Source organism: Pseudomonas sp. GW823-FHT02F05, from assembly GCF_058797315.1.
This window is the reverse complement of the sequence record NZ_JBXAJM010000003.1, coordinates 233716-258670: the sequence shown is the minus strand read 5'-3', so window position 1 is coordinate 258670 and position 24955 is coordinate 233716. Positions and strand designations below refer to the sequence as shown.

General features: G+C 55.5%; 24 protein-coding genes. 16 read left to right on the top strand and 8 right to left on the bottom strand.

Annotation, left to right across the window (positions count from 1 at the left end; translation table 11 throughout):
- The first annotated feature begins 2 nt into the window (after positions 1–2).
- From AC1RAC_RS06315 to AC1RAC_RS06265, 11 genes are all read left to right on the top strand, one after another.
- Entirely contained in the window at positions 3–392 is a 390-nt protein-coding gene (locus AC1RAC_RS06315) for a phage tail assembly chaperone (protein WP_492616417.1), read from the top strand.
- Positions 393–495: 103 nt separating this feature from the next.
- Positions 496–1662 carry a phage tail sheath subtilisin-like domain-containing protein gene (locus tag AC1RAC_RS06310; protein ID WP_492616416.1) on the top strand — a complete coding sequence of 389 codons (1167 nt, stop codon included), beginning with the start codon at positions 496–498 and terminating at the stop codon, positions 1660–1662.
- Positions 1663–1674: 12 nt separating this feature from the next.
- Complete coding sequence (locus AC1RAC_RS06305; protein ID WP_492616415.1) at positions 1675–2178, top strand: phage major tail tube protein; 504 nt, start codon at positions 1675–1677, stop codon at positions 2176–2178.
- Between the two features lie 14 nt (positions 2179–2192).
- On the top strand, positions 2193–2792 hold the full coding sequence (locus AC1RAC_RS06300; RefSeq protein ID WP_492616414.1) for a phage tail assembly protein: 600 nt from the start codon (positions 2193–2195) through the stop codon (positions 2790–2792).
- Between the two features lie 150 nt (positions 2793–2942).
- On the top strand, positions 2943–6017 hold the full coding sequence (locus tag AC1RAC_RS06295; RefSeq protein WP_492616413.1) for a phage tail tape measure protein: 3075 nt from the start codon (positions 2943–2945) through the stop codon (positions 6015–6017).
- Between the two features lie 9 nt (positions 6018–6026).
- Positions 6027–6872 carry a phage tail protein gene (locus AC1RAC_RS06290; RefSeq protein ID WP_492616412.1) on the top strand — a complete coding sequence of 282 codons (846 nt, stop codon included), beginning with the start codon at positions 6027–6029 and terminating at the stop codon, positions 6870–6872.
- Positions 6847–7053, top strand: coding sequence for a tail protein X (locus tag AC1RAC_RS06285; protein ID WP_492616411.1), 207 nt, complete (start codon positions 6847–6849; stop codon positions 7051–7053). The genes AC1RAC_RS06290 and AC1RAC_RS06285 overlap by 26 nt, the downstream gene beginning before the upstream one ends.
- A 93-nt stretch (positions 7054–7146) precedes the next feature.
- The gene (locus tag AC1RAC_RS06280; RefSeq protein ID WP_492616410.1) at positions 7147–8193 is read left to right on the top strand and encodes a phage late control D family protein; all 1047 of its coding nucleotides are present in this window, start codon (positions 7147–7149) and stop codon (positions 8191–8193) included.
- 48 nt (positions 8194–8241) lie between these two features.
- On the top strand, positions 8242–8805 hold the full coding sequence (locus AC1RAC_RS06275) for a glycoside hydrolase family 19 protein (RefSeq protein ID WP_492616409.1): 564 nt from the start codon (positions 8242–8244) through the stop codon (positions 8803–8805).
- The gene (locus AC1RAC_RS06270) at positions 8787–9329 is read left to right on the top strand and encodes a lysis system spanin subunit (protein WP_492616408.1); all 543 of its coding nucleotides are present in this window, start codon (positions 8787–8789) and stop codon (positions 9327–9329) included. Before AC1RAC_RS06275 ends, AC1RAC_RS06270 begins: the two co-directional genes overlap by 19 nt.
- A gap of 147 nt (positions 9330–9476) precedes the next feature.
- Positions 9477–10274 (top strand): DNA adenine methylase, encoded by a 798-nt coding sequence (locus AC1RAC_RS06265; protein ID WP_492616407.1) that lies wholly within the window; start codon positions 9477–9479, stop codon positions 10272–10274.
- Positions 10275–10460: 186 nt separating this feature from the next.
- On the opposite strand, the gene AC1RAC_RS06260 is transcribed toward AC1RAC_RS06265, so the two are convergent.
- Entirely contained in the window at positions 10461–11210 is a 750-nt protein-coding gene (locus AC1RAC_RS06260) for an SOS response-associated peptidase family protein (RefSeq protein ID WP_492616406.1), read from the bottom strand.
- 101 nt (positions 11211–11311) lie between these two features.
- Between AC1RAC_RS06260 and AC1RAC_RS06255 the strand changes: the two genes are divergently transcribed.
- Complete coding sequence (locus AC1RAC_RS06255; protein WP_169918365.1) at positions 11312–11737, top strand: LexA family protein; 426 nt, start codon at positions 11312–11314, stop codon at positions 11735–11737.
- Complete coding sequence (umuC, locus tag AC1RAC_RS06250) at positions 11730–13007, top strand: translesion error-prone DNA polymerase V subunit UmuC (RefSeq protein ID WP_492616405.1); 1278 nt, start codon at positions 11730–11732, stop codon at positions 13005–13007. Before AC1RAC_RS06255 ends, umuC begins: the two co-directional genes overlap by 8 nt.
- Before the next feature lie 91 nt (positions 13008–13098).
- Here the strand turns inward: umuC and AC1RAC_RS06245 are convergent, their stop codons facing one another.
- The 5 genes from AC1RAC_RS06245 to AC1RAC_RS06225 form a co-directional block, all read right to left on the bottom strand.
- Positions 13099–14139: a hypothetical protein gene (locus AC1RAC_RS06245; protein ID WP_492616404.1), complete on the bottom strand. Its 1041-nt coding sequence runs from the start codon at positions 14137–14139 to the stop codon at positions 13099–13101.
- Between the two features lie 1136 nt (positions 14140–15275).
- The gene (locus tag AC1RAC_RS06240) at positions 15276–17627 is read right to left on the bottom strand and encodes an AAA family ATPase (RefSeq protein WP_492616403.1); all 2352 of its coding nucleotides are present in this window, start codon (positions 17625–17627) and stop codon (positions 15276–15278) included.
- Between the two features lie 269 nt (positions 17628–17896).
- The gene (locus AC1RAC_RS06235) at positions 17897–18118 is read right to left on the bottom strand and encodes a hypothetical protein (protein ID WP_492616402.1); all 222 of its coding nucleotides are present in this window, start codon (positions 18116–18118) and stop codon (positions 17897–17899) included.
- Positions 18119–18588: 470 nt separating this feature from the next.
- Positions 18589–18882, bottom strand: a complete 294-nt coding sequence (locus tag AC1RAC_RS06230) for a type II toxin-antitoxin system RelE family toxin (RefSeq protein ID WP_034126587.1) — start codon at positions 18880–18882, stop codon at positions 18589–18591.
- Complete coding sequence (locus AC1RAC_RS06225) at positions 18872–19111, bottom strand: type II toxin-antitoxin system RelB/DinJ family antitoxin (RefSeq protein ID WP_014717442.1); 240 nt, start codon at positions 19109–19111, stop codon at positions 18872–18874. Before AC1RAC_RS06225 ends, AC1RAC_RS06230 begins: the two co-directional genes overlap by 11 nt.
- Before the next feature lie 405 nt (positions 19112–19516).
- On the opposite strand from AC1RAC_RS06225, the gene AC1RAC_RS06220 reads away from it, so the two are divergent.
- Positions 19517–19771: a DUF6124 family protein gene (locus AC1RAC_RS06220; protein WP_019818461.1), complete on the top strand. Its 255-nt coding sequence runs from the start codon at positions 19517–19519 to the stop codon at positions 19769–19771.
- 72 nt (positions 19772–19843) lie between these two features.
- Here AC1RAC_RS06220 and AC1RAC_RS06215 read toward each other — a convergent pair whose 3' ends face one another.
- Positions 19844–21070 (bottom strand): MFS transporter, encoded by a 1227-nt coding sequence (locus AC1RAC_RS06215; protein WP_197900773.1) that lies wholly within the window; start codon positions 21068–21070, stop codon positions 19844–19846.
- 133 nt (positions 21071–21203) lie between these two features.
- Positions 21204–22145, bottom strand: a complete 942-nt coding sequence (locus AC1RAC_RS06210) for a LysR family transcriptional regulator (RefSeq protein WP_034126590.1) — start codon at positions 22143–22145, stop codon at positions 21204–21206.
- A 157-nt stretch (positions 22146–22302) separates the two neighbouring features.
- Between AC1RAC_RS06210 and AC1RAC_RS06205 the strand changes: the two genes are divergently transcribed.
- The gene (locus tag AC1RAC_RS06205) at positions 22303–23619 is read left to right on the top strand and encodes an MFS transporter (RefSeq protein WP_492616401.1); all 1317 of its coding nucleotides are present in this window, start codon (positions 22303–22305) and stop codon (positions 23617–23619) included.
- 11 nt (positions 23620–23630) lie between these two features.
- Entirely contained in the window at positions 23631–24863 is a 1233-nt protein-coding gene (locus AC1RAC_RS06200; RefSeq protein WP_492616400.1) for a Zn-dependent hydrolase, read from the top strand.
- The last annotated feature ends 92 nt before the right edge of the window (positions 24864–24955 follow it).

The following is a 24955-nucleotide window of genomic DNA, read 5'->3' as shown; positions in this document are numbered from 1 at the left end:
TCGTGGACAAGATCCAATACAAGCTTAGTCCTGCAGGCGTTCAGCGCTTGTCTGATGGTGTATTTATTCCCCAGGACCTGGGAAATAAAGACTGGAGCGCCTATCTGGAATGGGTGGCCGAAGGTGGTAAGACACAGCCGATATCGACAGCTGAAGAAGTTGCCAGCGCGGAGCGCCGGTGGCGCGACGGTGAGCTGGAAAGCGTCAAATGGTTGCGCGAGCGTCACCGTGATGAGGTGGAGCTGGGCGGCGCTACATCGCTCACGGCTGACCAATACGGCGAGCTGCTGGCTTACATGCAATCACTGCGTGATTGGCCCCAAGCTACGAAATTTCCTGGCACGAAATACCGTCCCACACGGCCAGCCTGGATAGACCAGCAAAGCCAATAACGCCCCGCATCGTCGGGGCGTTTTGTATCCCGTTATACGTAACACGAACACCCCTCCCGGCCTCGCTTAAGCGGGGCTTTTTCGTTTCTGGAGAATGAGCTTTATGAGTTTCTTTCACGGCGTTACCACTACAGATATCAAGACAGGCGCGCGCACTATCTCCCTGCCGTCGTCTTCCATCATCGGACTTTGCGACACCTTTGTGCCGGGCGCCCTCGGCGGCGGTACTGCTAAGGCCGGCGAGCTCAAATTGATCACTTCTGAGCGCGAGGCTATTGCTGCCTTCGGTGCTGACTCGGCGATCACCAAGGCCTGTAAGGCGATCTATACCAAGGCCAAGGCGGTGATTGTTGCCATTGGTGTGCCGAAGCTGGAGGACGCGGCGCTGCAAACTTCGGCGATTATTGGCGGTGTTCTTGCCTCGGGTCAGCGTACTGGCCTGCAGGCTTTGCTCGATGGGAAAAGCCTGTTCAACGCGCAGCCGCGGCTGTTGATTGCTCCGGGTCATACCGCCACCCAAGCGGTGGCTACCGCGCTCGATAGCCTGGCGCAGAAGCTGCGGGCAATCGGCATTCTTGACGGACCTGGAACCACGGATGAGGCGGCAATGCTCTACGCCGATAACTTCGGCAGTCGCAACTTGTTCATGGTTGACCCTGGTGTTCAGTACTGGGACACCGATCTCAGCAAGACGGTCGATGCGCCGGGTTCGGCCTGGGCGGCGGGCTTGTTCGCCTGGACTGATTCCGAATATGGCTTCTGGGCCTCGCCGTCGAACAAGGAGTTCACCGGCATCACCGGCACAACCCGTGCTGTCGAGTACCTGGACGGCGACGAGACGTGCCGGGCCAACCTGCTGAACAACGCCAATATCGCGACGATCATCCGCGACGACGGCTATCGCTTGTGGGGTAACCGCACACTGTCGAGCGATCCGAAATGGGCGTTTGTCACCCGTGTTCGCACGCTGTTCATCCTCATGGATGCGGTGCAGGCCGGCCACAAATGGGCGGTGGACCGCTCGATCACCAAGACTTACGTCAAGGACGTGACGGATGGGCTGGATGCGTTCATGCGCGATCTCAAAGCCCAGGGCGCAATCATCAATTTTGAGGTGTACCCGGACACCGAGCTGAATACGGCCAGCCAAATTGCCCAGGGCAAAGTGTATTGGCGAATTCGTTTCACCGACGTGCCGCCAGCAGAAAACCCGAATTTCCTTTTCGAAGTCACCGATCAGTGGATGACCGAAGTTCTCGAAGCAGCCTAAGGGGCCTAGTCAATGATTCCTCAAACTTTGTTTAACACGAACCTGTTTGTCGACGGCGTGAACTTCGCCGGCGATGTGCCGAGTCTGACCCTGCCCAAGCTAACGGTTAAGACCGACGAATATCGTGCCGGTGGTATGGCCGGTGCAATTGAGATGGCCCAGGGTTTGGAAAAACTGGAAGCGTCCTTTGTCACTAAGGGTGTGCGTCGAGAGTCGTTGAAGCACTTCGGCCTGGCCGATGGCACGGCCTTCAATGCGACGTTCCGAGGGGCTTTCAGGGGACAAAAAGGGGCAGTGACGGCGGTGGTCGCCACCCTGCGAGGTTTGCTTAAAGAGGTCGATCTTGGGGATTGGAAAGCCGGTGATCCGGCTGAGATCAAGCATGCCGTTGCGCCTTCTTACTACAAGCTCGAAATCGACGGTCGCGTCATGTACGAGATCGACATGGTCGCGGGCGTTCAAGTAATCGACGGTAAAGATCAACTCGCTGACATTCGCACCGCGCTCGGCCTCTAAGGGAATAGATCCAAATGAATAAAGCAACTTTTAAAGAAGCACCGGCCTGGCTGTCGCTCACTGCACTCGCTGCCGTCGTGACGCTCACGCGGCCGAGCAATGCCAACGGCGTGCAGGTCGAGACCTTGACCTTGCGTGCGCCGCTTGTGCGTGAAGTGCGGGCAGCCGACCGCGCCTCTAACGGCGACGAAGAACAGCGTGAGCTGATGTTGTTCGCGGGATTGGCAGAGGCGGGCGTTAAGGATCTGGAAGGGCTGAAGCTTGCGGACTACCGCCGTCTTCAATCTGCCTATTCGCACTTGGTACCCGACACTGACTATTCGGCGTCGATGCCATCGTGGTTGTCGGTCACCACCGACCAGGCCGTGGTCACGCTTTCCTGTCCGAGTGAAATCAACGGTGTGACGGTCGATAAGTTGGCTCTGCGATCTCCTACGGTGGGCGATGTTCGCACGGCCAATCGCGAGTCGGGCGGGGATGACGAACAGCGCGAACTGGTGTTGTTTGCTGCGCTTGCCGGTGTGCCTGTCGCGGATCTGGAGGGCCTAAAGCTGGTGGACTTTAACCGCCTGCAGGCCGGCTATTTTCGTATGGACCAAGACGACGGGGTTTGACCCTGGCGTCATAAAAATGGCCGCGAAACGTCTAGCGGCGGAAACAGGATTTTCCGCTGCTGAGATTCTGTCGATGCCGTTTGCAGACATGGTGTGGTGGCTCACGGATTGAGCTGCCATCGGTAAGGCTGTGCAAATGAGGGCCATGACATGGCGAACAAAATCGCCCTCGGGCTGGTGATCGGGGGCGCCGTCAGCGCGACTGTCGGTTCTGCGTTCAAAGATGTGACGGGGCGTATTAAACGTCTTGAGGCGGAAGGCCTAAAGGCACGCGTTCTGCAGCGTACTATCGGCGACACCATACGCTTGCGTGACGAATGGAAGAAAGCCCACGACAGCGGCGCAGAGGGGGCGTCTAAGCTGTTGGGCCGGTTGAACTCCAACCTCGACAGTTTGAAAAAGCAGGGGATTGAGGTCGGCCGGTTGGAGAAAGCCTATCGGTCCTTGGGGCAAACGGCCAACAAAGCGGAGCTTAAAGCCAAGGGGCATCAGCAGCTTGATGCCGGTAAGAATGGCATGAAAAGTACAGTAGGCGCTGCTGTCGTCGGTGTGGGCATGCTGGCTGTTCCGACCAAGGTCAGTGCGGATTTTGGGGCTATTGTTCGTGACATTGCGATCAAGGCCGGCATTGCCAACAAACCGCAAGAACAGGAGATGTCGCGCAAGATAATCGATACTTCGCGTGACACTGGCATGGCGCGCAATGACGTGGCCGACGTGGTTAACCAGTTGGTCGGCGCCGGTATGGAGTTGAGCAAGGCCCTGGAATATGCGCCGGTCGCGGCCAAGTTTGTAGTGGGTCAAGGCTCAAACGGTGTCGATACGGCCAAGATGATTAACGCGTTGGGGCAGAACGCCAAAATCACCGACCCCAAGCAGATGCAGCAGGCTCTTGAGGCTATTGCTTACCAAGGGCAAGCGGGTAGTTTTGAAGCGGCCGATATGGCTAAGTGGTTCCCTGAGCTGTTGGCGAACATGGGCAGCCTCGGCATCACCGGCATGGATGCGGTGACGCAGCTGGGGGCCATACTGCAAGTGCAGATGAAGTCTGCCGGCGGCGCCGATGAGGCGGCGAACAACCTCAAGAACTGGATGAGCAAGATCGGCTCCGGCGACACCGTCAAGGCGTATGCAAAGGCTGGTATCGACTACAAGGGATCGATGCAGACCGGTTTGCAAAACGGTATGTCGACGCTTGAAACCAGCATGTCGCTGGCGCAGAAGTATATTCAGGCCACTGATCCGAAGCGCGCGGCTGCAATGGCTGAGGCGACTGCAAAGATCAGTAAGGAATCCGACCCGGAGAAAGCCAAGGCCATGATGGCCTCGTTAGAAGAGTCACTGCGCACTGGTGACCTGTTCGCTGACATGCAGGTGAAGGCTGCGCTTTCTGCCTATATGCAGAACAAGGCGTTGTACAGCCAGCTCAAAAACGATTCGCGTGACGCAACGGGCATTCTCGACAAAAACCTCAGCGAGCGGCGTGAGGCGTCGTCGCAGAAGTGGGCCGAAATGGCTCAGTCGATGGATGATGCAATGCGTAGCGTTGGGGATGCCCTGCGCCCGGTCACGGACACCGTGGCTGAAGCATTGACCAAAGTCACCAAGGGCATTACCTCGCTGTCTGACAGCGCGCCTGGGGTGGTGACTGGCATCGTGGCGGTCGGTGGCGGGCTTGTCGCGCTCAAAGGGCTGCTTAGTTCATTCAAAATCGCTAAGGGATTGCTCAACGTCGCGCGGGGCTCGCTGGGTGGTAAGTCCGGAGAAGTGCAAAAAGTCTTTGTGACCAACTCCAAGGATGGCGCCGTGGGTGGCGAACCCAAAGGCAAAGCCGGGAAAGCCTTGTCATTGGTTGAGACCGGTCTCAAGGCGGTTGCTGCGCTCAAGGGTGAGCCAGCCGATGGCGGGGGAAAGGATGACAAGAAGCCCGGCAAGTTTGACCTTGTCGCGACTGGCCTTAAGGTCGTTTCGCTAGCTAAAGAGGCGGCGTCTGGGGACAACGAAGGCACTGGCGGGGTCGATTCAGGGGCGGGCGAGGGTGTCGTCCAAAAGGTTTTCGTAGTTAATGCGAGCGCAATGGGTGGGCTCACTGGCGGGCCGGACGAATCACGCCGGCGTCGTCCCGGTTCAAGACGTAATCCTTCGCGTCGTAGGCCGTCACCGCCTCGTGCGGGTGGCCCGCCGCGTCCTCGTGTGGCGGCGCCGCGTCCGCCAGTGCCTCGGCCTGCGTTACCGGCCCCGCGTCCATCGATGCCACGGCCTGCGCCTGCGATGCCGGCACCGCGTCCACCGATGCCACGGCCTGCGCCTGCGGTGCCGGCCCCGCGTCCACCGATGCCACGGCCCGCGCCTGCGGTACCGGCCATACGTCCATCAGTGCCAAGTCCTGCGGCGCCGGCCTTGCATCCGACAGTGCCACGGCCCCCGGTGCCTGTTCCTGTCCCACGTGCGCCTATTCCGTCAATTTCTGTTCCCAGTGGCGCGATGGCTAAACTGGGCGGGGTCGTGCAAGCGGTCGGCAAGATCGGCAAAGCCGCCAAGATGATACCTGGTGGCTCGCTGATGGAGGCCGGCGCCATGGCCTTCGACACCTATGAAAATGCCAAGACCAAGGACGAAAAGGCCGAGGGTTACGGCGCTGCCGCCGGCAATCTTGCCGGCACCATGGCCGGAGCTGCGGCAGGGGCGGCTATTGGCTCGGTGGTGCCTATCATCGGCACCGCTATTGGCGGGCTGGTGGGCGCTTATTTGGGCAGCATGGGTGGTTCGGCGCTGGGTGGTGCTGCGGGTAAGTCGTGGTTTGGAGGTGAAGATGAAAAACCTGCACCACCGGTAACGCCATTGCTGATGGCGCCTCGGCCGGGCCCAGCTATTCCAAGCTTGGCCGCCATGGGCAAGTCGTTCAACAGCGCAAACGGTTCGGGTGCGCTGCTGATGGCACCTGCACCGCAAGCGCCGATCCTGGGTGATGTTGCCCGCTCTCTAGCGGTGTCAGCACCGACCAAACCGGCGGCAGTAGCAATCCAAGCAAAAGAGCCGGAAAAGGCTGTACCGGCCAAAGTGGATCAAAAGTTCGAGTACTCGTTGACCATGCCCATTACGGTGCAAGGGGATGTGAAGGACCCCCAGCGCTTGGCGCAGGACCTCATGCCGCACATGCGGCTAATGATGGCGGATGCGGCGAAACAAAACGCCGCGAAGCTGTATGACGAACCGCACCTGTAAGGAGGCCCCATGGCTTATATGGAACAGATGCAATCGGGCCTCAAGTACCTGGTCGAAGCAGGGGAGGCTGGTAGACGTAGTGCAGACGGCATGCTTGGACCGGTCAACGGCGCAATCAGGGAGTTAACCGGCGCCGCGTCAGAACTGGAAAACATCCCGTTCGTGGGGCCTGTTGTCGGTGCCAAGTTACAACGGGTGATGCGCGGTGTGGATGCAGCACAGGCCAAGGTCGGCCAGGTGGCGTCCGTTTACGGCCGGGCGACGAGGGCGGCCACCGAGATTCAGGAACGGATGGGCGTGCTGAAGGAACAGGCAGGCAAGGCTGCGACGGCGATCAACAATGTCGCCGGCAAGGTCAGTCCTTCATTGGCGAACATCGTGCCCACCAGTGCCTTTGCCAAGGATGCCACGCCGGCACCGGAAGCGGTGAAGCCGTTCCCGCACCTGCTGATCATCCAGCCCAGGGACCCAAAGATTCAGCCGTATTATTTCAACTTGGACACTGCAGCTTTCGACGAGCTGAGTCGCTCAACTGAATTCCGTTGGGCTTCCCAGGAGCGACTGTCGCGGCGACCGGCGCAGCAGGCCGTGGGCCTGGGTGAGGAAAAGCTCATACTCAAAGGAACGATTTACCCAGGCTTCAAGGGGGGCCTCAAGCAGCTGGACACCTTGCGCACCATCGGCGGCCGGCTGCAGCCGCTGACCCTGACCACTGGCTATGGCGAGGTGATCGGTACCTGGTGCTTGAAGACAATCAACGAGGAACAGGGCGCGCTGTTGCACGGCGGGATTCCCCGTAAACAAGGGTTCACTCTGGAGTTTGCGCGCTATGGCGACGACATGCAGAACGTCTGAGGGGGACATGCTCGATGTCATCTGCCATAACGTTTACGGCCATCTAAACGGCAGTGTCGAGGCGGTGCTTGATGCCAATCAGGGGTTGGCAGACGAGCCGCAGCCTTTCCGTACTGGTGTTGTGATCGTGCTGCCGGATCTGCCCAGTCCGACCGAGGAAGGGATTAGTTTGTGGGATTGACCCTGGACGACACCGTCGGCAGCCAGTTGCGTTAACCGTAGCGACACTTTGTGTTTTGACCCGCCTTGCGCGGGTTTTTATTGGAAAAAATCCATGACTCCTACTTTTCGAATCGTTGCGGACGGCGCCGATATTACAGCCAAGATCAATGATCGACTCTTGTTGCTGCGCACCTCTGACAAGCCGGGCATGGATTCCGACGAGTTTGAATTGCGTATTGATGACCGTGACGGCCAGGTGCAGTTGCCTCGGCGGGGCAGCTCAATCGAGATCTACCTGGGCTATGCCGAAACGTCTCTGATGCGCCTTGGGCGTTATGCGGTGGACACGGTCGAAGTGTCCGGCCCGCCGGACACGATTGTGATCAAGGGCAAGGCCAGCGATATGCGCGGCAGTGGCAAGACCATCCGCAGCGGAAGCTGGGAGGACGTGCCGCTGTCGAAGATCGTGGCCGACATCGCGGCGCGCAATGGCTGGCAGGCAGTGTGTCCGGTGGCGACGAAGGTCGCCCGTGTGGATCAGCTCAACGAGTCCGATTTTAATTTCATCACGCGCCTAGCCAAGCAATACGACTGCACGGCCAAGGTCGCGGACGGCAAGCTGTTGGTGATGCCGCGTCAGGGAAGTCAGACTGCCAGCGGCAAAACGTTCGGCGCAATCACCCTGACCCGTAGCGACCTCAGTCGCTGGCAGTTCAGCCTGGGGGATCGCAACTCGCACAAGGCCGTGTCGACCAAGCATCAGAACAAGAAAGACGGCAAGCTGGCGGTGGTCACCATCGACAACGACGATGCCCCGGATGGCTTGCCGGCGGTGCATACAGATCGACATATCTATCCGAACAAGACCGCCGCCGAGGCTGCGGCCAAGGCGCGGTTGGCGGCGTTTAATCGCTCGACCGCCGATGTGCGTTTCGAGATGCCAGGCCGCACAGACATTTTTGCCGAACGCCTGATCAACGCCCAGGGCTTCAAGGTCGGTCTCGATGGCGAATACCTGGCGGATTCGGTAGAGCAGGTGTTTACCCAATCCGGCTGGTCGACCACAGTCGAGTGCAATGCCGGCAAGAAAGGTAAATCCAAGGGCAAGAAAAAGAAGGAAACGAAGCCGCTCAAGGTTGTGAGCGTTGAGAAGCTGTAGTGGATCCCATCGCCGCCTGAGTGCGGCTTTTTTATGTCTGGAGTTTTTATGTCGGTCACCGAACAACAGCTGCAACGCATCATGCCGAACGCCCGCCGCCAAGCGGGCGTTTTTGTATCTGCCCTCAATACGGCGATGGTCAATCGCCAAATCAACACACCGAAGCGTCAGGCCGTGTTCCTGGCCCAGGTCGGTCATGAGTCGGGTCAACTGCAGTACGTTCGCGAGCTGGGGGGCGATCAGTACCTGAGCAAATACGACACCGGCAACCTGGCTACGAAGCTCGGCAACACCCCGGAAGCCGACGGTGATGGTCAGCGCTACCGTGGCCGTGGACTGATCCAGATCACCGGCCACGACAACTATCTGCGCTGCAGCCTGGCACTGTTCGGCGATGAGCGATTGTTGCGCACCCCCGAGCTGCTCGAGCAGCCGCAATGGGCGTCAGAGTCAGCGGCTTGGTTCTGGTCGGTAAATGGGCTGAATGCGCTCGCAGATCAGGACCAGTTCAACACCATCACCCGCAGGATCAATGGCGGCCTTAATGGCCTGGAGGATCGGCTGCAGCTGTGGGCCAGGGCGAGGGCGGTGTTATGCGTCTCTTCGATCTGATCCCTGCGCAGTTCCGTATCGCTGCCGTCGGCGTGCTGTTGTTGATGGTGATTGCCGGATTTGCTGCGTTGGCCTGGACAGCCCAGGACTGGCGTTATGGCCGCGTGTTGGAGCGCCAGGCCCGGCTGCAGGCGGACACCCTTAACGAGTTTGCCCAAGCGTCTGCCGCCCTGCAGCGCACCGAGCAGGACAAGCGCCTGGCTCTAGAGCAGCGCCTGCAGAACAACGACGAAACCCACTACAAGGAATTGACCGATGAGCAAACCAAGCAGGCTCGTCTGCGTGATCGCCTGGCTACTGCTGATCTGCGGCTGTCAGTCGTACTCGCCGCCACCGAAACCACCGGCAGCTGTTCAATGTCAGCCACCACCGCCACCGGCCGCGTGGTTCATGGCACCACAAGAGCCCAACTTGACCCAGCGCATGCTCAACGAATTATCGGCATCACCGATGCCGGTGACCAAGGACTGATCGCCCTGCGGGCCTGTCAGGCCTACGCGAAAGAAGTCTCTACACCGAAGTAAAAGGAGCGGCCGGGCAGGATGCGTCAACATCCAACCAGGCCACCTTCCCCGCAGAACGTCCCTGCAAGTCCAGCCAAGGCTCCTGCTTCGTGCACAAAGCGGAGCGAGCCTAGCACTGTTTATCCATACAGCAAAGGTCTTGCTTTTATGTCTACACCCATCATCCCTTGGATGGGCGGCAAACGCCGCCTGGCCGACCGCCTTATCCCGCTCTTCCCACCTCACGAATGCTACGTTGAAGTATTCGCCGGCGGCGCCGCGCTCTACTTCATGCGCCCCCAGGCAGCGCCAGTTGAAGTCCTCAACGACATCAATGGCGATCTGGTGACGCTGTATCGCGTCGTGCAGAACCACCTGGAAGAATTCGTGCGCCAGTTCAAATGGGCACTCAGTTCTCGGCAGGTGTTCGAATGGCAGAAGATGACCCGCCCGGAAACCCTCACCGACATCCAGCGCGCCGCGCGATTCTTTTACCTGCAGCACCATGCCTTCGCCGGCAAAGTGACGGGGCAGACGTTTGGTACCGCGACTACCGGTCCGGCCATCAACCTGCTGCGGATAGAGGAAAACCTATCTGCAGCGTGGCAGCGGTTGTCCGGGACCTACGTCGAAAATCTCCCCTGGCTTGAATGCGCAGAACGCTACGACCGCGCTCACACATTCCACTACATGGATCCGCCTTACTGGCAGACGGCCGGTTATGGCGTGGATTTTCCCTTTGAGAATTACGAGCGTATGGCCGACTTCATGCGGCGTTGCAAAGGGAAGGTGATGGTCAGCATCAACGATCACCCGGACATTCGGCGAGTGTTCGAGGGCTTTCATTTTGAGACAGTAGATATTCGGTACAGCACCGCGAACGCGCGGCAGGGCAAAACCGAGGTCAGCGGAGAGCTGATAATCATGAACTGGGAGCCAGCAGCGTTGGGAGGCCTGTTCTTTTGAGTAGTCGATTGCAAATTGCTATCTGCTATTCGAGCGCGACGACGCATGCCTGCCTCGCCGGATGCTTACCGACGACTTAAAGTAGGTGGCGTACTGCGCTTACTGAACTAAAGTTATTCCTCTAGATCGTATTGCAGTCTTTTAATCTCTCATTGGTAGCGGATGGACAAGCGCCTCGCAGGTCTTTCATTTCTGCTTACCCTCGGCTGGGTCGTGGGCGTGGTCTTCGTCATGTGGTTTTTCAGCTGATGGATCCGGCTCTATAAGCTCTGGACCCTGATTCCTGACGTTGCCCACGGCTTTGCCGATAGGGAACCACTCAAACTCCTCGGTCGACTGGCACAGCTCTTTTGCGATTTCCTCCGCGCGCAACGGCGAGAGGTCCGGGTCGAGCCATTCGTTGGCGTGCTCAGGCGCCAGCACCAAAGGCCGGCGGTCGTGAATGTCGACCATACCCTGATCGCTGGCAGCAGTGATAATGACGAAGCCGTCGCCCTCTTGCGGTTCTAGACCTGGATGTACTTGGGCTAAAGCGCCAAAGAACATCGGTTTTTTACTTTTCAGCCGGATGAAGTAGGGCTGCTTTCTCTTCGGATCGTTAGGGTCTTTGACCCACTCATACCACCCTTCACTCGGCACCAGGGCTCGGCCATTCGGCCAAAGTTGCTTAAAGAACTTCCCCGTGGTGACCGTCTCTACGCGTGCGTTGATCGGGTCGGGGCGTTTGCCCTTGGCCCAGAACGGCGCCCATCCCCATTTGACTGCATCGATATGCAGCCCATCCTCTGCGGTGTGCAGCAACTGAACCCGTGTCGACGGCGCGACGTTGTAGCGATCAATCGGCTGAGCGTCATAGCCGCTGAACAGCTCTATTTGGGGGCTCAGCTCTTCAATGAAGATTGCCATCCCTTCGTACTGCACAAATCGTCCGCACATACACCGTTCTCCGTCTGTCGAAATCCCCTACAGAAAAATTGACCGCAACCGTCCTACAAAGTTAACTGTACATTCGTACAGTGCATGTAAAAGGCCGCATCATGAGCTTCACCATTTTAGGTCCTATCGCCGAGGCAGGCGCGAAGCTGCCTATGTGTTCGTTCCAGGTTCCGGCCGGCTTCCCTTCGCCGGCAGCGGATCATATTGAGCAGCACATTTCATTGGATGAGGTCCTGAATATCCGCGCACCGCATGTGTACCTGGTAGCCATCACCGGGGAAAGCATGCAGGGGATTGGTATCTTCGAAGGCGATCTCGCGGTGGTGGATCGTGCCATTGAGCCGGCGCACGGGCATGTGGTGGTGGCTCTGCTGAACAACGAGCCCGTCTGCAAGCGCCTATGTAAACGCGGCCGGGAGGTTGTCCTTCTGTCAGAAAATCCCAAATACCCGGCGCGGTACGTTCTCGAAGGGGATGAGCTGTCAATCTGGGGTGTGATCACCAGCACAGTGCGCAGCCATGTCTAAGCAGCAACCGACCTTCGCGCTGGTCGACTGCAACAGCTTCTATGCCAGTTGCGAGCGGGTATTCCGGCCGGACTTGGCGAAGGTGCCCATCGTGGTGCTGAGCAATAACGACGGCTGTGTCATCGCGCGCAGTTACGATGCGAAGCCTTTCATCAAGATGGGCGAGCCGTATTTCCAGATCAAGCACAAGCTCAGGCAGCACGGCATTGTGCCGTTCTCCTCCAACTACGCACTGTACGGCGACATGAGCGAGCGCGTGATGAGCCTGATCGAGTCATTGGTGCCGGCAGTTGAGGTTTACAGCATTGATGAGGCATTCGCCGATCTGACCGGTGTCGGTGGGTTGGATGGCTTAGGCCGACAGATCCGCGCCCAGGTACTTCGCTGCACTGGCATACCTGTTGGTGTGGGTATCGCTCATACAAAGACCCTGGCGAAGCTGGCAAACCACACCGCGAAGCGCCTGCAATCGCAGACCGGTGGTGTGGTCAATATCACCGACCCGGTTAAGCGGGACTGGGTGCTGCGTAATACTGACGTGGCTGAGGTGTGGGGCGTTGGCCGCAAGATGAAACTTCACCTCGATGCTATGGGCATCCAGTCTGCAATGGATTTGGCTAAGGCCGACCCATGGACGCTCCGCAAGAAGTTCAGCGTTGTGATCGAGAAGACTGCCAGGGAGCTGGGCGGCACGCCTTGCTTGGAGCTGGACGAGCCGGATCCGCCAAAGCAGGAGATCTGCTGCAGTCGGATGTTCGGGCAGCGGCTGACGGAGCTGCCGCCTATCAAAGAGGCGGTGGCCACCTACATGATGCGAGCTTCTGAGAAGCTTCGCGCCCAGAACTCGCTGTGCAAGAAGGTGCGCGTAAGCATCCGTACCGGCATGTTTAATCCTGAAGAGGCGAAATACGCTAACGGTGTGGTGGTAGACATGCCCTACCCAACTGATGACGTTCGCCTGCTCACCCAGGCTGCGGTAGGGACGCTTGATCGCTTATTTCGACCTGGCTTCAAATACAGCAAGGCCGAGGTAATGCTGATTGACCTATGCCAGCCTGGCGAGTACACCGATGACCTGTTCGCTAAATCACAGCCGGCAGAGGCAACACGGGTGATGACAGTTCTGGACCAAATCAACGAACGGTGGGGTAGGGGGACATTGCGATCAGCCAGCGTGCCCGTCAACCCTGAATGGGGTATGCGGCGTGAGATGATGAGCCAGAGTTATACAACTCGGCTGGATCAGCTTTGGAGTGTTGAATGTAGATAGCCGCATAAAAAAATTAACGTCTCAATCTGCCCGCGTAAAGCAAGGTGGTTTGTTGAATGCTCGCATTGGCATCGAAAGTCTCATAAATATTTCATATAGTCCTTTTGTCAATAACGCTGAAGGTTAGAATTTTAGTTCGTATGTCTAAAAACTCGTATATGGCTTGCCCTTTTTTAATCATTCCGATATCTGATGAATAAAGGGTGTCAGCGAAAGAAGCTAATGCTGTGTGATTTGCGTCACTAGTAGCAGCGGTGAATCTACGGCTGAGCTTTAAGTTGCTGTCGGTATGGTAGCCAACCACATTTAGCACGTTGTAAGCAGAAATTATTTTGCTTGATGTAGGGATGCTTCCATTTAGGTTTGGTAGGATGTAGCTTATTCCTAGGAAATCCTCAATGGAAAAATTCTGATTTTTATATCCATCAAGTGTTTTGTGAAGATTCCATATCTGTTCAATTATTTTTGGCCCTTTAATGTTGTTTAGCTCCTTGGGCCCTATTCCTACCGCTGCTCTGTAAGCGTTTACTATTGAAGAGTGGTCGTCGGCTTGGTAGTTCAGCATCATCATAGTCGAGTGTTCTTGAAGAGTTTTTTGATGCCGAAGGGTTCTCGATATGTAATCTTTAATGGTGTGAAGTTGCTGATCAGTGAGTTTGTCAGTTTTAGACAAATCCCCTACCAAGGTTTCTAAAATTTTAGTGAAGTCAAAATTTTGTTGGTCGTTCAACTCATCAATTGTCGGTAGAGATGTGTCTCCATAGAATTTTCTCAAAGTGCTGTTGGTTGCGGTGTAGATTTGTTCAGCTATGTGCATCTCACTGCATGCTCTCTCATAATGCTCGAAAGGATCTGCATCTGAAATGATCGCTTCATTAGTGTTTTGATGATTGTGGTCGACAAAGATTTTGAAGTGCATCGCACCAAGTTTTTTCAGAACATTTAGAAAATTCTTTTCTTCTCCTTTGCTTCGTTTGATTTCTCTGAGTGTTTCATCGGAATAAACTATTTGGTGTTCGTCGAAGATTTTCTCGAGTGCGGAAATTTCGGGGTAACGTATGAAGTAATTTAAAACGTTGTGATCTAAGTATGCGGTTGGTTTTCCCACATAGGTGCGATTGGGTTTTATCATAATGAGCCCTACGGGAGGTGTTTATGGTAGCTTAAGGCTAGCACCTTAGGCGTACGACAGGGACAGTATCATGTTACGAATGCTTGTTTTTTTGCTCGTGGCTTTTGGAATTGTTGGCATTGTGAAGGCCGACGGTGTTTCTCCATGGGAGCCAGGCCAAGATATTGAACGGTTTTACACTGACTTTTGCTTAGCGCCAAATTTGGAAAAGCATTACTTCCCATCGCTTAATCCAAAAGAGTTGGTGGGGATTACTCGACTGATTTCAGAGGTTATGTGGGCTGACGTCTCGGAGGTACTGGTAAGGCGTCAAGGTGCCTCCGAGCAGGTTGTAGATCGATTGCGGGCGTTAGAGCTCCCTGTGGCCTCTTCATTTACTAACGTGGTTCAGCAGGCGGCAAAAGAGCCAATGCGTAGCAAGTACGTGTATGTGTACAACACCAGTGCGGAACAGCGAGCGTACGCCGTTGATGCATTTGGAAAAATGGGTACGAGCGATGCTCGGTTAGGGGCGGCAATGTTGGTCGTACTTGAATGTCGGATCATTCGAAACGTGAAATTCATGGATCCGTTTGTAGCCCAGCGGGTCGATCAGATTACAGCTATGTCTCTTCCTAGAACTACGACACGCTCGAGCAGCGTTAGGTCTGATAGAGGTTCCTCTGAGCCAGACTGCAGCTGCGGTGGCGGAAATTTTTGTTACGGACCTCGAGGTGGGCATTACTGCATCACCTCGGGTGGAAAAAGGGCTTATGTGAAGTATTGATAGATGCCAGAGGGGCTATTTTATAGCCCCTTTTCGGGCTTACTGGAAGTGACAGATCGTCAGACGGGAAACGATTGGAATGGGGCAAAAATGGGGCAAACCATACGCCAATCTATGCCCCCTAATGCCCAATATGCATTTATGCAACCTGACGTGGAAGAGCGTCACGGCCAGCAACCACGGGCCTATCCCCCAAAATCCCCCACATACTCCTACACAATCGGCGTATGAGCGATGCGACGTAGCGAGAGGCTGCTTACGTCCAAAATCGGATCTTCACAAAGGTCCATTCTTAAATCGGCTATTCAGAAAAGTTATTAGAACGGCGTGCTGGAAAAGCTAAATTGGCAAATTATAGACAAGCTTAGCTTCAAGCGGGAATAAGCTTCTTAAATACAAAGTCCATGAATTGCTTAGCTACTGACCGTTGATCCTCAACATTGTTGTCTTGCCAGGTATGGTGAGTGGGATTTAGCACTAACCGCCATTTATCCGCTTCTTGAGCAATTTTCATGGATATAACCCCATGCTCTCTTAACTTATTAATCCTATCCGAGAGATTAGGCTCAAAGATCTTAGTGGCTTTAATTTGCTGCGCAAATCGAAACGAAATTTCCTGCTCGAAAAAAACTCTTAAATCGCCAGCGCTGTGGGAATTGGTTTCCCCGTAGATAAATTTGAAAATCAGCTCTCGTTTTTTTTCATGATCACCACTAACAAAACTATCAATATCCAAAACCTCAAGATCAGATGAACTCTTGTTTTTTACTATAGAAAGGAGTCTAACTGCAGCTTGATTCTTAAAAACATTCAGATAAGCTGTGACCGCTTGATCATAATGACTCAGAACTATAATTTGGCGCGTGGTCAGCGACAGGTCGTGAATTTCTTGGTGTGCTAAAGACATTCTATTGCAATCAAAAGACGTAATTGGATCATCAAGCACCACTACTGCATTTTTTCTTTTATCTTCATTAAGACAGGTGACTCCCGCCCAAAAAACTGAAAGTGCCAACGCTCGGCGATCTGACTCGCTAAATACCTGCTCAAGGTTGTTTTCCGAAACTTCAAAGCCACGAAATTTAACTCTTAGGTAAAAAACTGGTGTATGTCCGCTTATGTCTTCACCTTTACTTAATTCAAAGTCTTCGCTTCCGAATCGGCTAAAATGCCTATTTAAGTTCAAGTAATAGCTTTTGAGAAAATCGCTTTGCTCCTCTCTCAACTCATTATTCATACGAGGTATTTCGGCGCGCAGCCTCTCAAGCTCTTTATTTATTTCAATAAATTCATCACACTGATCTCTCAGCTTAACTCGCAGTATCTTTCTTTCTATCAGCTTGCCTTCGAGCTCTTTATTTGCGATCTTGCTGTCTATTGTTTGAGCGGTTATCTGCTCCTTAAAATTCGCTATCACCAAATTCAAATCAAGAGCTAGAGCATTGTATCGCTCGCAAAGATGTTTTAGATTGGCTTCAAGTGAAGTTATTTCACTTCCGTCGACAGGTGGCAAGGGGGCTTGAGGAGCCTCACGCTTTCTTTTGATTAGATTGGAGATCTCTTCCAGCAACGGTTGTAGCTTAGTATCCCATCTATGCAAGGTCTCAGATAAATCATCTGAGACCTTGCATAGAAGCTCAACCAATTTAATGAAATACTCCCCACCTTCAAGTTCTGGGTAGCTAACTACAGCCTCTTTATTTCCTTCTAGCTCGAGCCTTAACGAGTCGGTAAGTGCGCGTTTAAGCTTCGTCTGGGCCGCTGAAAGCCTTTGGCTGATATCAGCTGCATTATCCTTGTAGGATGCATCGAAGGTTTGCTCATATATTGAAAGAAGATCAAGCGCCTCAAAAGTTAGATATTGCCCACAAAATTGACAATTTTCACCCTTCCGATATGAGAGACCTTGTCGAAGCCAAGCCTCTGCTCCCCGGTCGGTAGAGAAGTGATTGGTTATATGTTCTGCTACTGCACTCCTTGCCGCTTCGTGATGTGGTTTCAACGACGAACCAAGGGCGACATTCAAAGCAGCCAACTCAACGCCAGCTTCATTATGCCAATTTATCGACCGAAACTCTTTTCTGCTTAAGATTTTTGCGGAAGTGCTTTTCTGCTTTCTAAGTTCTACATACTCATTTCTTAAAAACGCTATTCTCGACTCCAACTCTAATAAGTTTGTTTCTGGAACTGAATTTAGAAATTCGGCCAAATTAGGTACTTCATTGAAAACATTCTTCTTAAGCTTTCCAGCCTCTCTAGTAAGATCACCCTTTCGCTTGTTTTTTTCTGAGATTTCTTGAGCTTTTGATACTCCCTTCTCTCCCAACACGAATGAACTGAAAGCCTCTTTTGTTGCACGTGTGAACTGGCGCGCCGAGAACAAATTATCATGATAAAAACCATCGTCAAAAACGTGTAGATTTACTTCGGCGGGGAGTTTGTTCTGCCAGCTGCCGCTTGAATAAACGACATTTGATTCATTCTTGCCTTCAGACAGAAAACTTAGTGTAATTTCTTGCTTTGAATCATCGCCTGGGATTGTTTTCCTTGCTTTTATTGCAGACGTTTTTCCGGTTCTTAGGCTTGAGAATATATCACCGAGAGTAGATTTACCGTAAGTGTTCAAACCATAAATGAAAGTAATCTTTCCAAACTCTACCGCTGCCGGCTTGCATGATTTGAATTTACCTACGTTTTGGATCGATTTAATTCTTTTTAGCATCGAGACACTTCCTTTGTATTTTGCATCGAGCCGCCAATCATGATGGCAATATGCTCTAGGCGCACACTCATAGGCAAGCATCAAAAATCGATTGATTGTGGTGCAGAGTGTGAGCGCGAGGCCCAAAGGTTCAAGGACTCAAAAAATTAAGGCAGAAAGAGTGTAGGGGCCACATTTCTATGCCCAGACAGTCCGCTGTTGCCCGATTGCTGCCTACGAGCACCTTACGCTGCTCGCGTTTGGATTACCGGCTGCAAACCTGAGATCGCTTAGGCTCGGCCGGATCTCGAGCCCTTGAGCTTGGCTAAGCCCTGTTTGATGTAGCCGGCGTTTTCACCGATCACGAACAGAGCACCACGTACGTTATCACCGACCTCGCTCAAGCCTTGCTTCTCGCTTTGGAGGGCCAACTCCATCACGGCAGCTTCCAACGCAAGCTGATTGTCGTACATTCTTTCGAGCAAATCCGGTAATGAGTATTCCCCTGACATGTGCACTGCTCCGTCGAAAATAGCGAAGCATAGCAGTGGTCCGCCAGATTGCAGATTGCTTGGAAATAGCTTGCAGATCGGCCGCTCCACGTTTTGCGATTAGCGATAGCGGTAGGGCTGCGTCCGATTCGTCATCGGACGACATGGGAACTCGAACTGTCTACGATTTTGTGCATTGCGGCGGACGACACACTTGCATTGAGTCTCGCAATGCGGCTTCCATATGCGCGCTCAGTCTTAGGGCAAATTTAGGGCAAAACTCAGGCCGCTGTAGACCGTTTCTGCCCTTGCAGCCCACCCAAAACACAATACAATTGCGGCCTGGAGCGGGGTGTGGGGTTTGCAGGTCGGGTTCGAATCCCTATCTCTCCGCCATTACATAGAAAAAGCCCCGTAGCTGAATAAACTGCGGGGCTTTTTCGTTTTCAGCCTTTATTAACGGCTGCTTCAGGGAATTGTTGTAGTCCTGCCTAACGCTGAACAAGGCGCTCAGACGCTTTGCGATAAGCCTGATCTCGTTCACGTTTATCGACGGCGACCACGAACACCGTAACTTCCTGATCTATCACTTGATACACCAGCCTGTATCCGCTGCTATGCAGTTTGATCTTGTAGCAGTCAGGCAGCCCATGTAGGCGGTTAGCCTCAATACGTGGGTTGTTCAGGACTTCGACCAGCTTCTTCTTGAGTTGCTGACGGAGGGTGTCGCCGAGTTTCTGCCATTCCTTCAATGCACGCGCATCAAAATCAAGGCTATAGGTCATCCAAAGAAACCCTTACGCGTTGAGGCGATGCAAGACGCTCACGTACGGTCGCCATCAAGGCTTCATCCTCTTCAGTCATCAGCACAGGCTTAAATGGCAACTGGCCGCGTTCGGCAACATATTGCAACGCCTGACGTATCAGTTCAGAAGGTGTGACACCGAGTTTCTCCAGCTCTAGGTAGGCACGAGCTTTCAGGTCGTCATCGATACGGATGTTGATAGATGCCAAGAGATAGCTCCTTGTGTAATGACGTTGGTCATTACATTGGAGCAATCGGGTTTCATTGGCAAGTCTGTCTGGACATACGGCAGTCGCTCTCATCTGTTAATCCTACTTCTTGGCCGTCGGCTTTGCCGGGCGCTTTTTATCGGTTTCCTTCACCGTTTCCCTTGGTCTTCTCTTCGCCTCTTGCTCTGTTACGTATTCACCAGTGACCGCATCGCGATATCTCGTTGGCATATCAGCACCCTTGACAGTATGTCGCCACGGCGGCGACCTTTTGAGGCTAGCTTGCAGGCTTATGCACACAAGGTTCCTGGTGGGGTTCTGGTTACCAAGCTTTTCCGAAACAGGTGCTTACGTTGTGCAGGTTCGGCAGTTTTCGTGCAGGGTTGCGTTGGCTGGGGTTACATCATGAATAAGATCACCGCTGATTCTACCGAAGGGCACGCACGCAAAATCTTTTGCGTAGCCGATGATGTCGGCACCGAAGAAACCCTTATAAACGCCACCGAAACCCTCTCATCCGCCCTTCAATCCGCCTACCAATGCGCCGAAGATCCAGTCAGCACGCAGTCGCCCGTGATCATGGCCCTGGCTCAATTGATTGAGAACGCGCAAGCCTTGGTGGACGCTGTCTTGGAGCGTGATTTCCCCACGGCCAAATAAATACCTGCTCCCGAAACGAAAAAAGCCTGCTGAACTCAACGCTCAGCAGGCTTTTTTGCGCCTACAACCCGGTCAGGCAGGCTGCGCCACCAGGCTATTACTCACCTTGCGCCCCAACACCAGCACGGTCGCAAACCCCAACCCCACCAACACCGTGGCCAGGCTCAACAGCACCGAGCTGCCCATTTGGTCGACGATCCGCCCGCCAAAGAATGAACCCAGGGCGATGATCACCTGAAACAGCGCCACGAACAGCGGCATGCCTCGTTCCACATCCTTGGGCGCCACCACGAACATCCAGATGCTGGCGCAGGCCGGGAAAGCGCCAAAGGCAAAGCCCCAGAGCGCGATCAGCACCACGGCGCCTGTCATACCGGTGGCGAAGTAGGGGAACAGTGCAGTGCTGGTACCGATCATCAGCGCGACCAGCAGCAGGGTGTTGCGTACGCTGCGGTTGGCGGCGAAGCCGGCGAACACATTGCCCAGCACGCCCGCCACGCCATACAGCAGCAACAATGAGCCAATCGTTGGCCCGTCGAAGCCGGAGCTGTGTTTAAAGAACGGCGCGACATAGGTATACGCAGCAAAGTGCGCCAGGCCGATCAGCAGTACGGCGATCAACCCGACCCGTGCTTGTGGGTTGATAAACAAAGCTGGCAGGTCACGGATCTGAATGGCTTTCTCAGGAGTGAGTCGCGGCAGCAGGAAGATTTGCGCCAACAGCACCGGAATGCCCACCAACGCCGTGACTAGGAAGGTCATCCGCCAGCCCATCAGGCCGCTGAGCCAGGTACCCACAGGCACGCCCAGAACGGTGGCCAGGGTCACGCCCATCATGATGATCGAGGTGGCCTTTGCTACGCCCACGCCCTTGGGCGCCAGCCGCCCGCTGAGGGCAATGGCCGTGGCCCAGAAGCCGCCGATGCTGATGCCGAGCAATACGCGGCCGAACAGCAGCAGGCTGAAATCATTAGCGAAGGCCACCACCGAGTTGGCGATGATCATCACCAATGTCAGGCCGATCAGCAAGTAACGACGGTCCATGGCGCCAATGCTGACCGACAGAAACGGCGCGGCGAGGGCAGCCATGATGCCGGGCAATGTCACCATCAATCCGGCGTGACCGGCACTGATGCCCAGATCGCTGGCGACGTCGTTGAGTACGCCCACCGGTAGGAATTCACTGGTCACCAGGGCAAAGGCACCCACGGCGACCGAAAGAATCGCCAACCACTGCTGTTTGACGCTTTGTTGATTATGTTCAGGATGCCCGCTAGGGGCCTGGCTCGCGCTTGGCATGGGATTGGGTTCCGGGAGGAATGTCGCCTGAAGCCAGGCGAGGAGGGAATGTGGGGCGATTATAGGAATCAGTGTCGGCAATCGTTCAGGCGCTCGTTTCGATAGTAATCATCAGTGCTATCGATGTGAGCAATCATTTTTCGGCCAACCGTTCCAGAAGGCACTCAATAAACACCCCCTCCGCCCGACTCAACTTCTGCTCCCGGTTCCACAACAGATGAATATCCACATCCGCAATCCCCTCATCCGGCGGCAACCGCCACAGCAGCCCGCGCTCCACATCGTCCGCCACCACATGAGTGGGTAAGCAGCCCAAGCCAAACCCGGCAATGACCAATCGCCGCACTTCTTCCAGGCTGGAGGATGACGCCACGATCCGCCCGCCAAACCCTTGCTGATCACGGAAAATAGTCAGCGGCGACAACATGCCGCCAATCTGGTCGCTGGTAAAACTCACGAAATTCTCCGATTGCAGATCCCCTTCGACTAACCCTGTGCGTCCGAACAATGGGTGGTGTTTTCCACAAAAGAACGCATAACGCTGACGCAGAAACAGATGCTGTTCCAGGCGCGGTTGTGGCCGGCGATTGAGGCTGAGCCCCAGGGTCGCGGTTTTTTCCAGCAGCGCGGCGACAATGTCGGAGCTGCGCATCACTTCTACTTCCAGATCGACCCGTGGATGTTCGCGATGAAAACCCGCGAGAAAGTCATCGAAAGTGTCGGAATTAATCCGGCTGATCATCAGCAAGCGCACTTTGCCGATCACTTCATCACCCGGCTTTTGCAGGGCGTTGCTCATCTGCGAGACCTGGCCGTACATCTCTCCGGCAATGGCGAAGATCTGCTCACCGGCTTCGGTGAGCACGAAGCGCGGGCCACGGCGCAGGATGAGCTGGCAATCCAGCTGTTCTTCCAGGCGCTTGAGCGCCTGGCTGATGGCCGGTTGCGTCAGATGCAGGCGGGCGGCGGCGCGGCTGATGCTCAGTTCCTGGCCGATCACGCGGAAGGTGCGCAGCAGGTTCCAGTCCAGGCGGTCATTGAGCAGAGGGTGAATATCGCGGCGGAATTCGGGCATGGCGGCGCTCGATAATAAGCAGTTCTTATAATCAAGATAATAAATAGAAAATTGACTAATCATAGCCCCTGGCCGAAAAATCGGGTTTAACGAGCGCCACCAGAGCGCACCGGTTTGACTTTCTCCTGCCAAAAAAATAACCAAAGGAGCCAGCCCCATGAAGCCTTCCGCTTCGCCGCAGCCTCGCCGTGCTGCGGCCGCCGCCTTTATCGGCACCATGATCGAGTGGTACGACTTTTACATCTATGCCACCGCTGCAGCGCTGGTATTCGGTCAACTGTTCTTCCCCTCCGACGATAAATTGTTCAGCACCATGGCCGCGTTCGGCACCTTCGCCGTTGGCTTTTTTGCGCGGCCGTTGGGCGGCATCGTGTTCGGTCATATCGGCGACCGCATCGGCCGCAAGAAATCCCTGGTGATTACCCTCGTGATGATGGGCGTGGTCACGGTGTGCATCGGCCTGTTACCGACCTATGCCCAGATCGGCGCTGCCGCACCGGTGCTGTTGATCCTGTTGCGAGTGGTGCAGGGTATTGCGGTTGGCGGTGAGTGGGGTGGGGCGGTGTTGATGGCTGGCGAGCACGCGCCGAAAGGGCGGCGTAATTTCTTTGCATCCTTCGCGCAGTTGGGCAGCCCGGCCGGTTTGATTCTTTCCTTGCTAGCGTTCAGTGCCGTCACTCGTTTACCTGAAGAGGACCTGCTCAGCTGGGGCTGGCGCCTGCCGTTCCTGGCCAGTGCCTTGCTGTTGATCGTCGGCCTCGCGATTCGCCTGGGTGTAAACGAGTCGCCGGAGTTCCTCGAAGACAAGGCCCTGGCGGAAAAAGCGCGAGCGATCAAGCAGGACCAAGCCCCCGTGCTGGAGGTACTGAAGACCGCTTGGCGTCCATTGTTGTTGTGCATTGGCGCCAATACGTTGGGAATTGCCGGCGTGTATTTCACCAACACCTTCATGATTGCCTACAGCACTCAGCAACTTAACCTGCCGCGCTCGTTGATTCTGGAGTGCCTGTTCTTCGTCGCCATTATTCAGTTCTGCGTCCAACCGCTGGCCGCCTGGGTGGCGGAGAAGATCGGCGCTACCCGATTTTTGTGCGCCATGTGCGTGCTGGCAATGGCCTCGCCGTACCCGATGTTCGTCCTGGTCAGCAGCGCTCAGGCACCGTTGATCATCCTCGGCATTGCCCTGGCGGTGGTGTGCATGGCGTCGTTCTACGCCGTCATCGCAGGTTTTGTCAGCGGCCTGTTTGAAACCCGTGTGCGCTACACCGCGATCTCCCTGGCTTACCAGGTATGCGGCGCGCTGGCCGGCGGCCTGACACCGTTGATCGGCACCTGGCTGGCCCATCAATACCTGGGCCAATGGTGGCCGATGGCAGTGTTTTACAGCGTGATCGCGGCGGTTTCGTTGGTGTGCGTACTGGCCTTGTCCCGCCGCCATGCCACGGCCCACCGCCTGGAAATGGCACACAGTTGAGGGAGTCAGCAATGTTGAAGATTAATGGCGAGCGCCTGTGGCGTAGCCTGATGGACATGGCCGAGATCGGCGCGACCGCACGCGGTGGCAGCTGCCGCCTGGCGTTGAGCGCTGAAGACAAGGCCGGTCGTGAGCTGTTCAGCCACTGGTGTAAAGCAGCCGGCCTGACGTTGAGCGTGGATGCCATCGGCAACCTGTTCGCCCGCCGCGCGGGCACCGACAATGACGCCGCCCCGGTGATGATGGGCAGCCACCTGGATACCCAGCCCGAAGGCGGACGCTTCGATGGGGTGTACGGCGTGTTGGCTGGCCTGGAGGTCATCCGCAGCCTCGACGACCACGGCATCCAGACGCGCAAGCCGTTGGAAATTGCAGTGTGGACCAACGAGGAGGGCGCCCGTTTCACCCCGGCGATGCTGGGCTCGGCAGTGTTCACCGGCACGCTTGCCCTGGACATGGCACTGGCAACCGCTGATGTAGACGGTATCAGCGTGAACGAGGCGTTGCGCACCACCGGCTACAACGGTGAGCGCCCGTTGGGTGGCGCAGTGGATGCGTATTTCGAAGCGCATATCGAGCAAGGCCCGATTCTGGAAGACAACGCCAACAGCATCGGCGTAGTCACCGGTGGTCAAGCGATTCGCTGGCTCGATGTACGGGTCGAAGGCATGGCCGCGCACGCTGGCACCACGCCGATGCCGTTGCGTAAAGATGCGCTGTACGGCGCGGCAAAAATGATCCAGGCCCTGGAAAACCTCGCTGCCGATTTTGCCCCGCAGGGCCTTACCACTGTGGGTGAACTTAGCATCGCCAAGTCGTCGCGCAACACCATCCCCGGCTTGCTCAACTTTACCGTCGACCTGCGCCATCACCGCGACGCCGACATCGACGCCATGGAGCAGCAAGTGCGTGCACGCCTGCAGGCTATCGCGGACAACCGTAGCCTGAGCGTCACCATCACGCCTCACTGGATCAGCCCGGCTACGCCGTTCGACGCTGAGTGCGTGGCTTGCGTGCAGGCTGCGGTGGACGGCTTGGGCTACAGCCAGCAGACCATCGTCAGCGGCGCCGGCCACGATGCGATTCACCTGGCGCGCTATTGCCCCACCGCGATGATCTTCATCCCCTGCGTCGGCGGCCTCAGCCACAACGAAGCCGAGGATGTCTTGCCCGACGATGTGCGCCAGGGTACCGATGTCTTGCTCAACGCCGTCTTGAAACGCGCCGGGCATGTTCATTTCTAAAGGCCGACGCCGCACCCCTGTGGGAGCTGGCTTGCCTGCGATAGCGCACTGTCAGAGAACAATTTACTGCCTGATTCACCGCTATCGCAGGC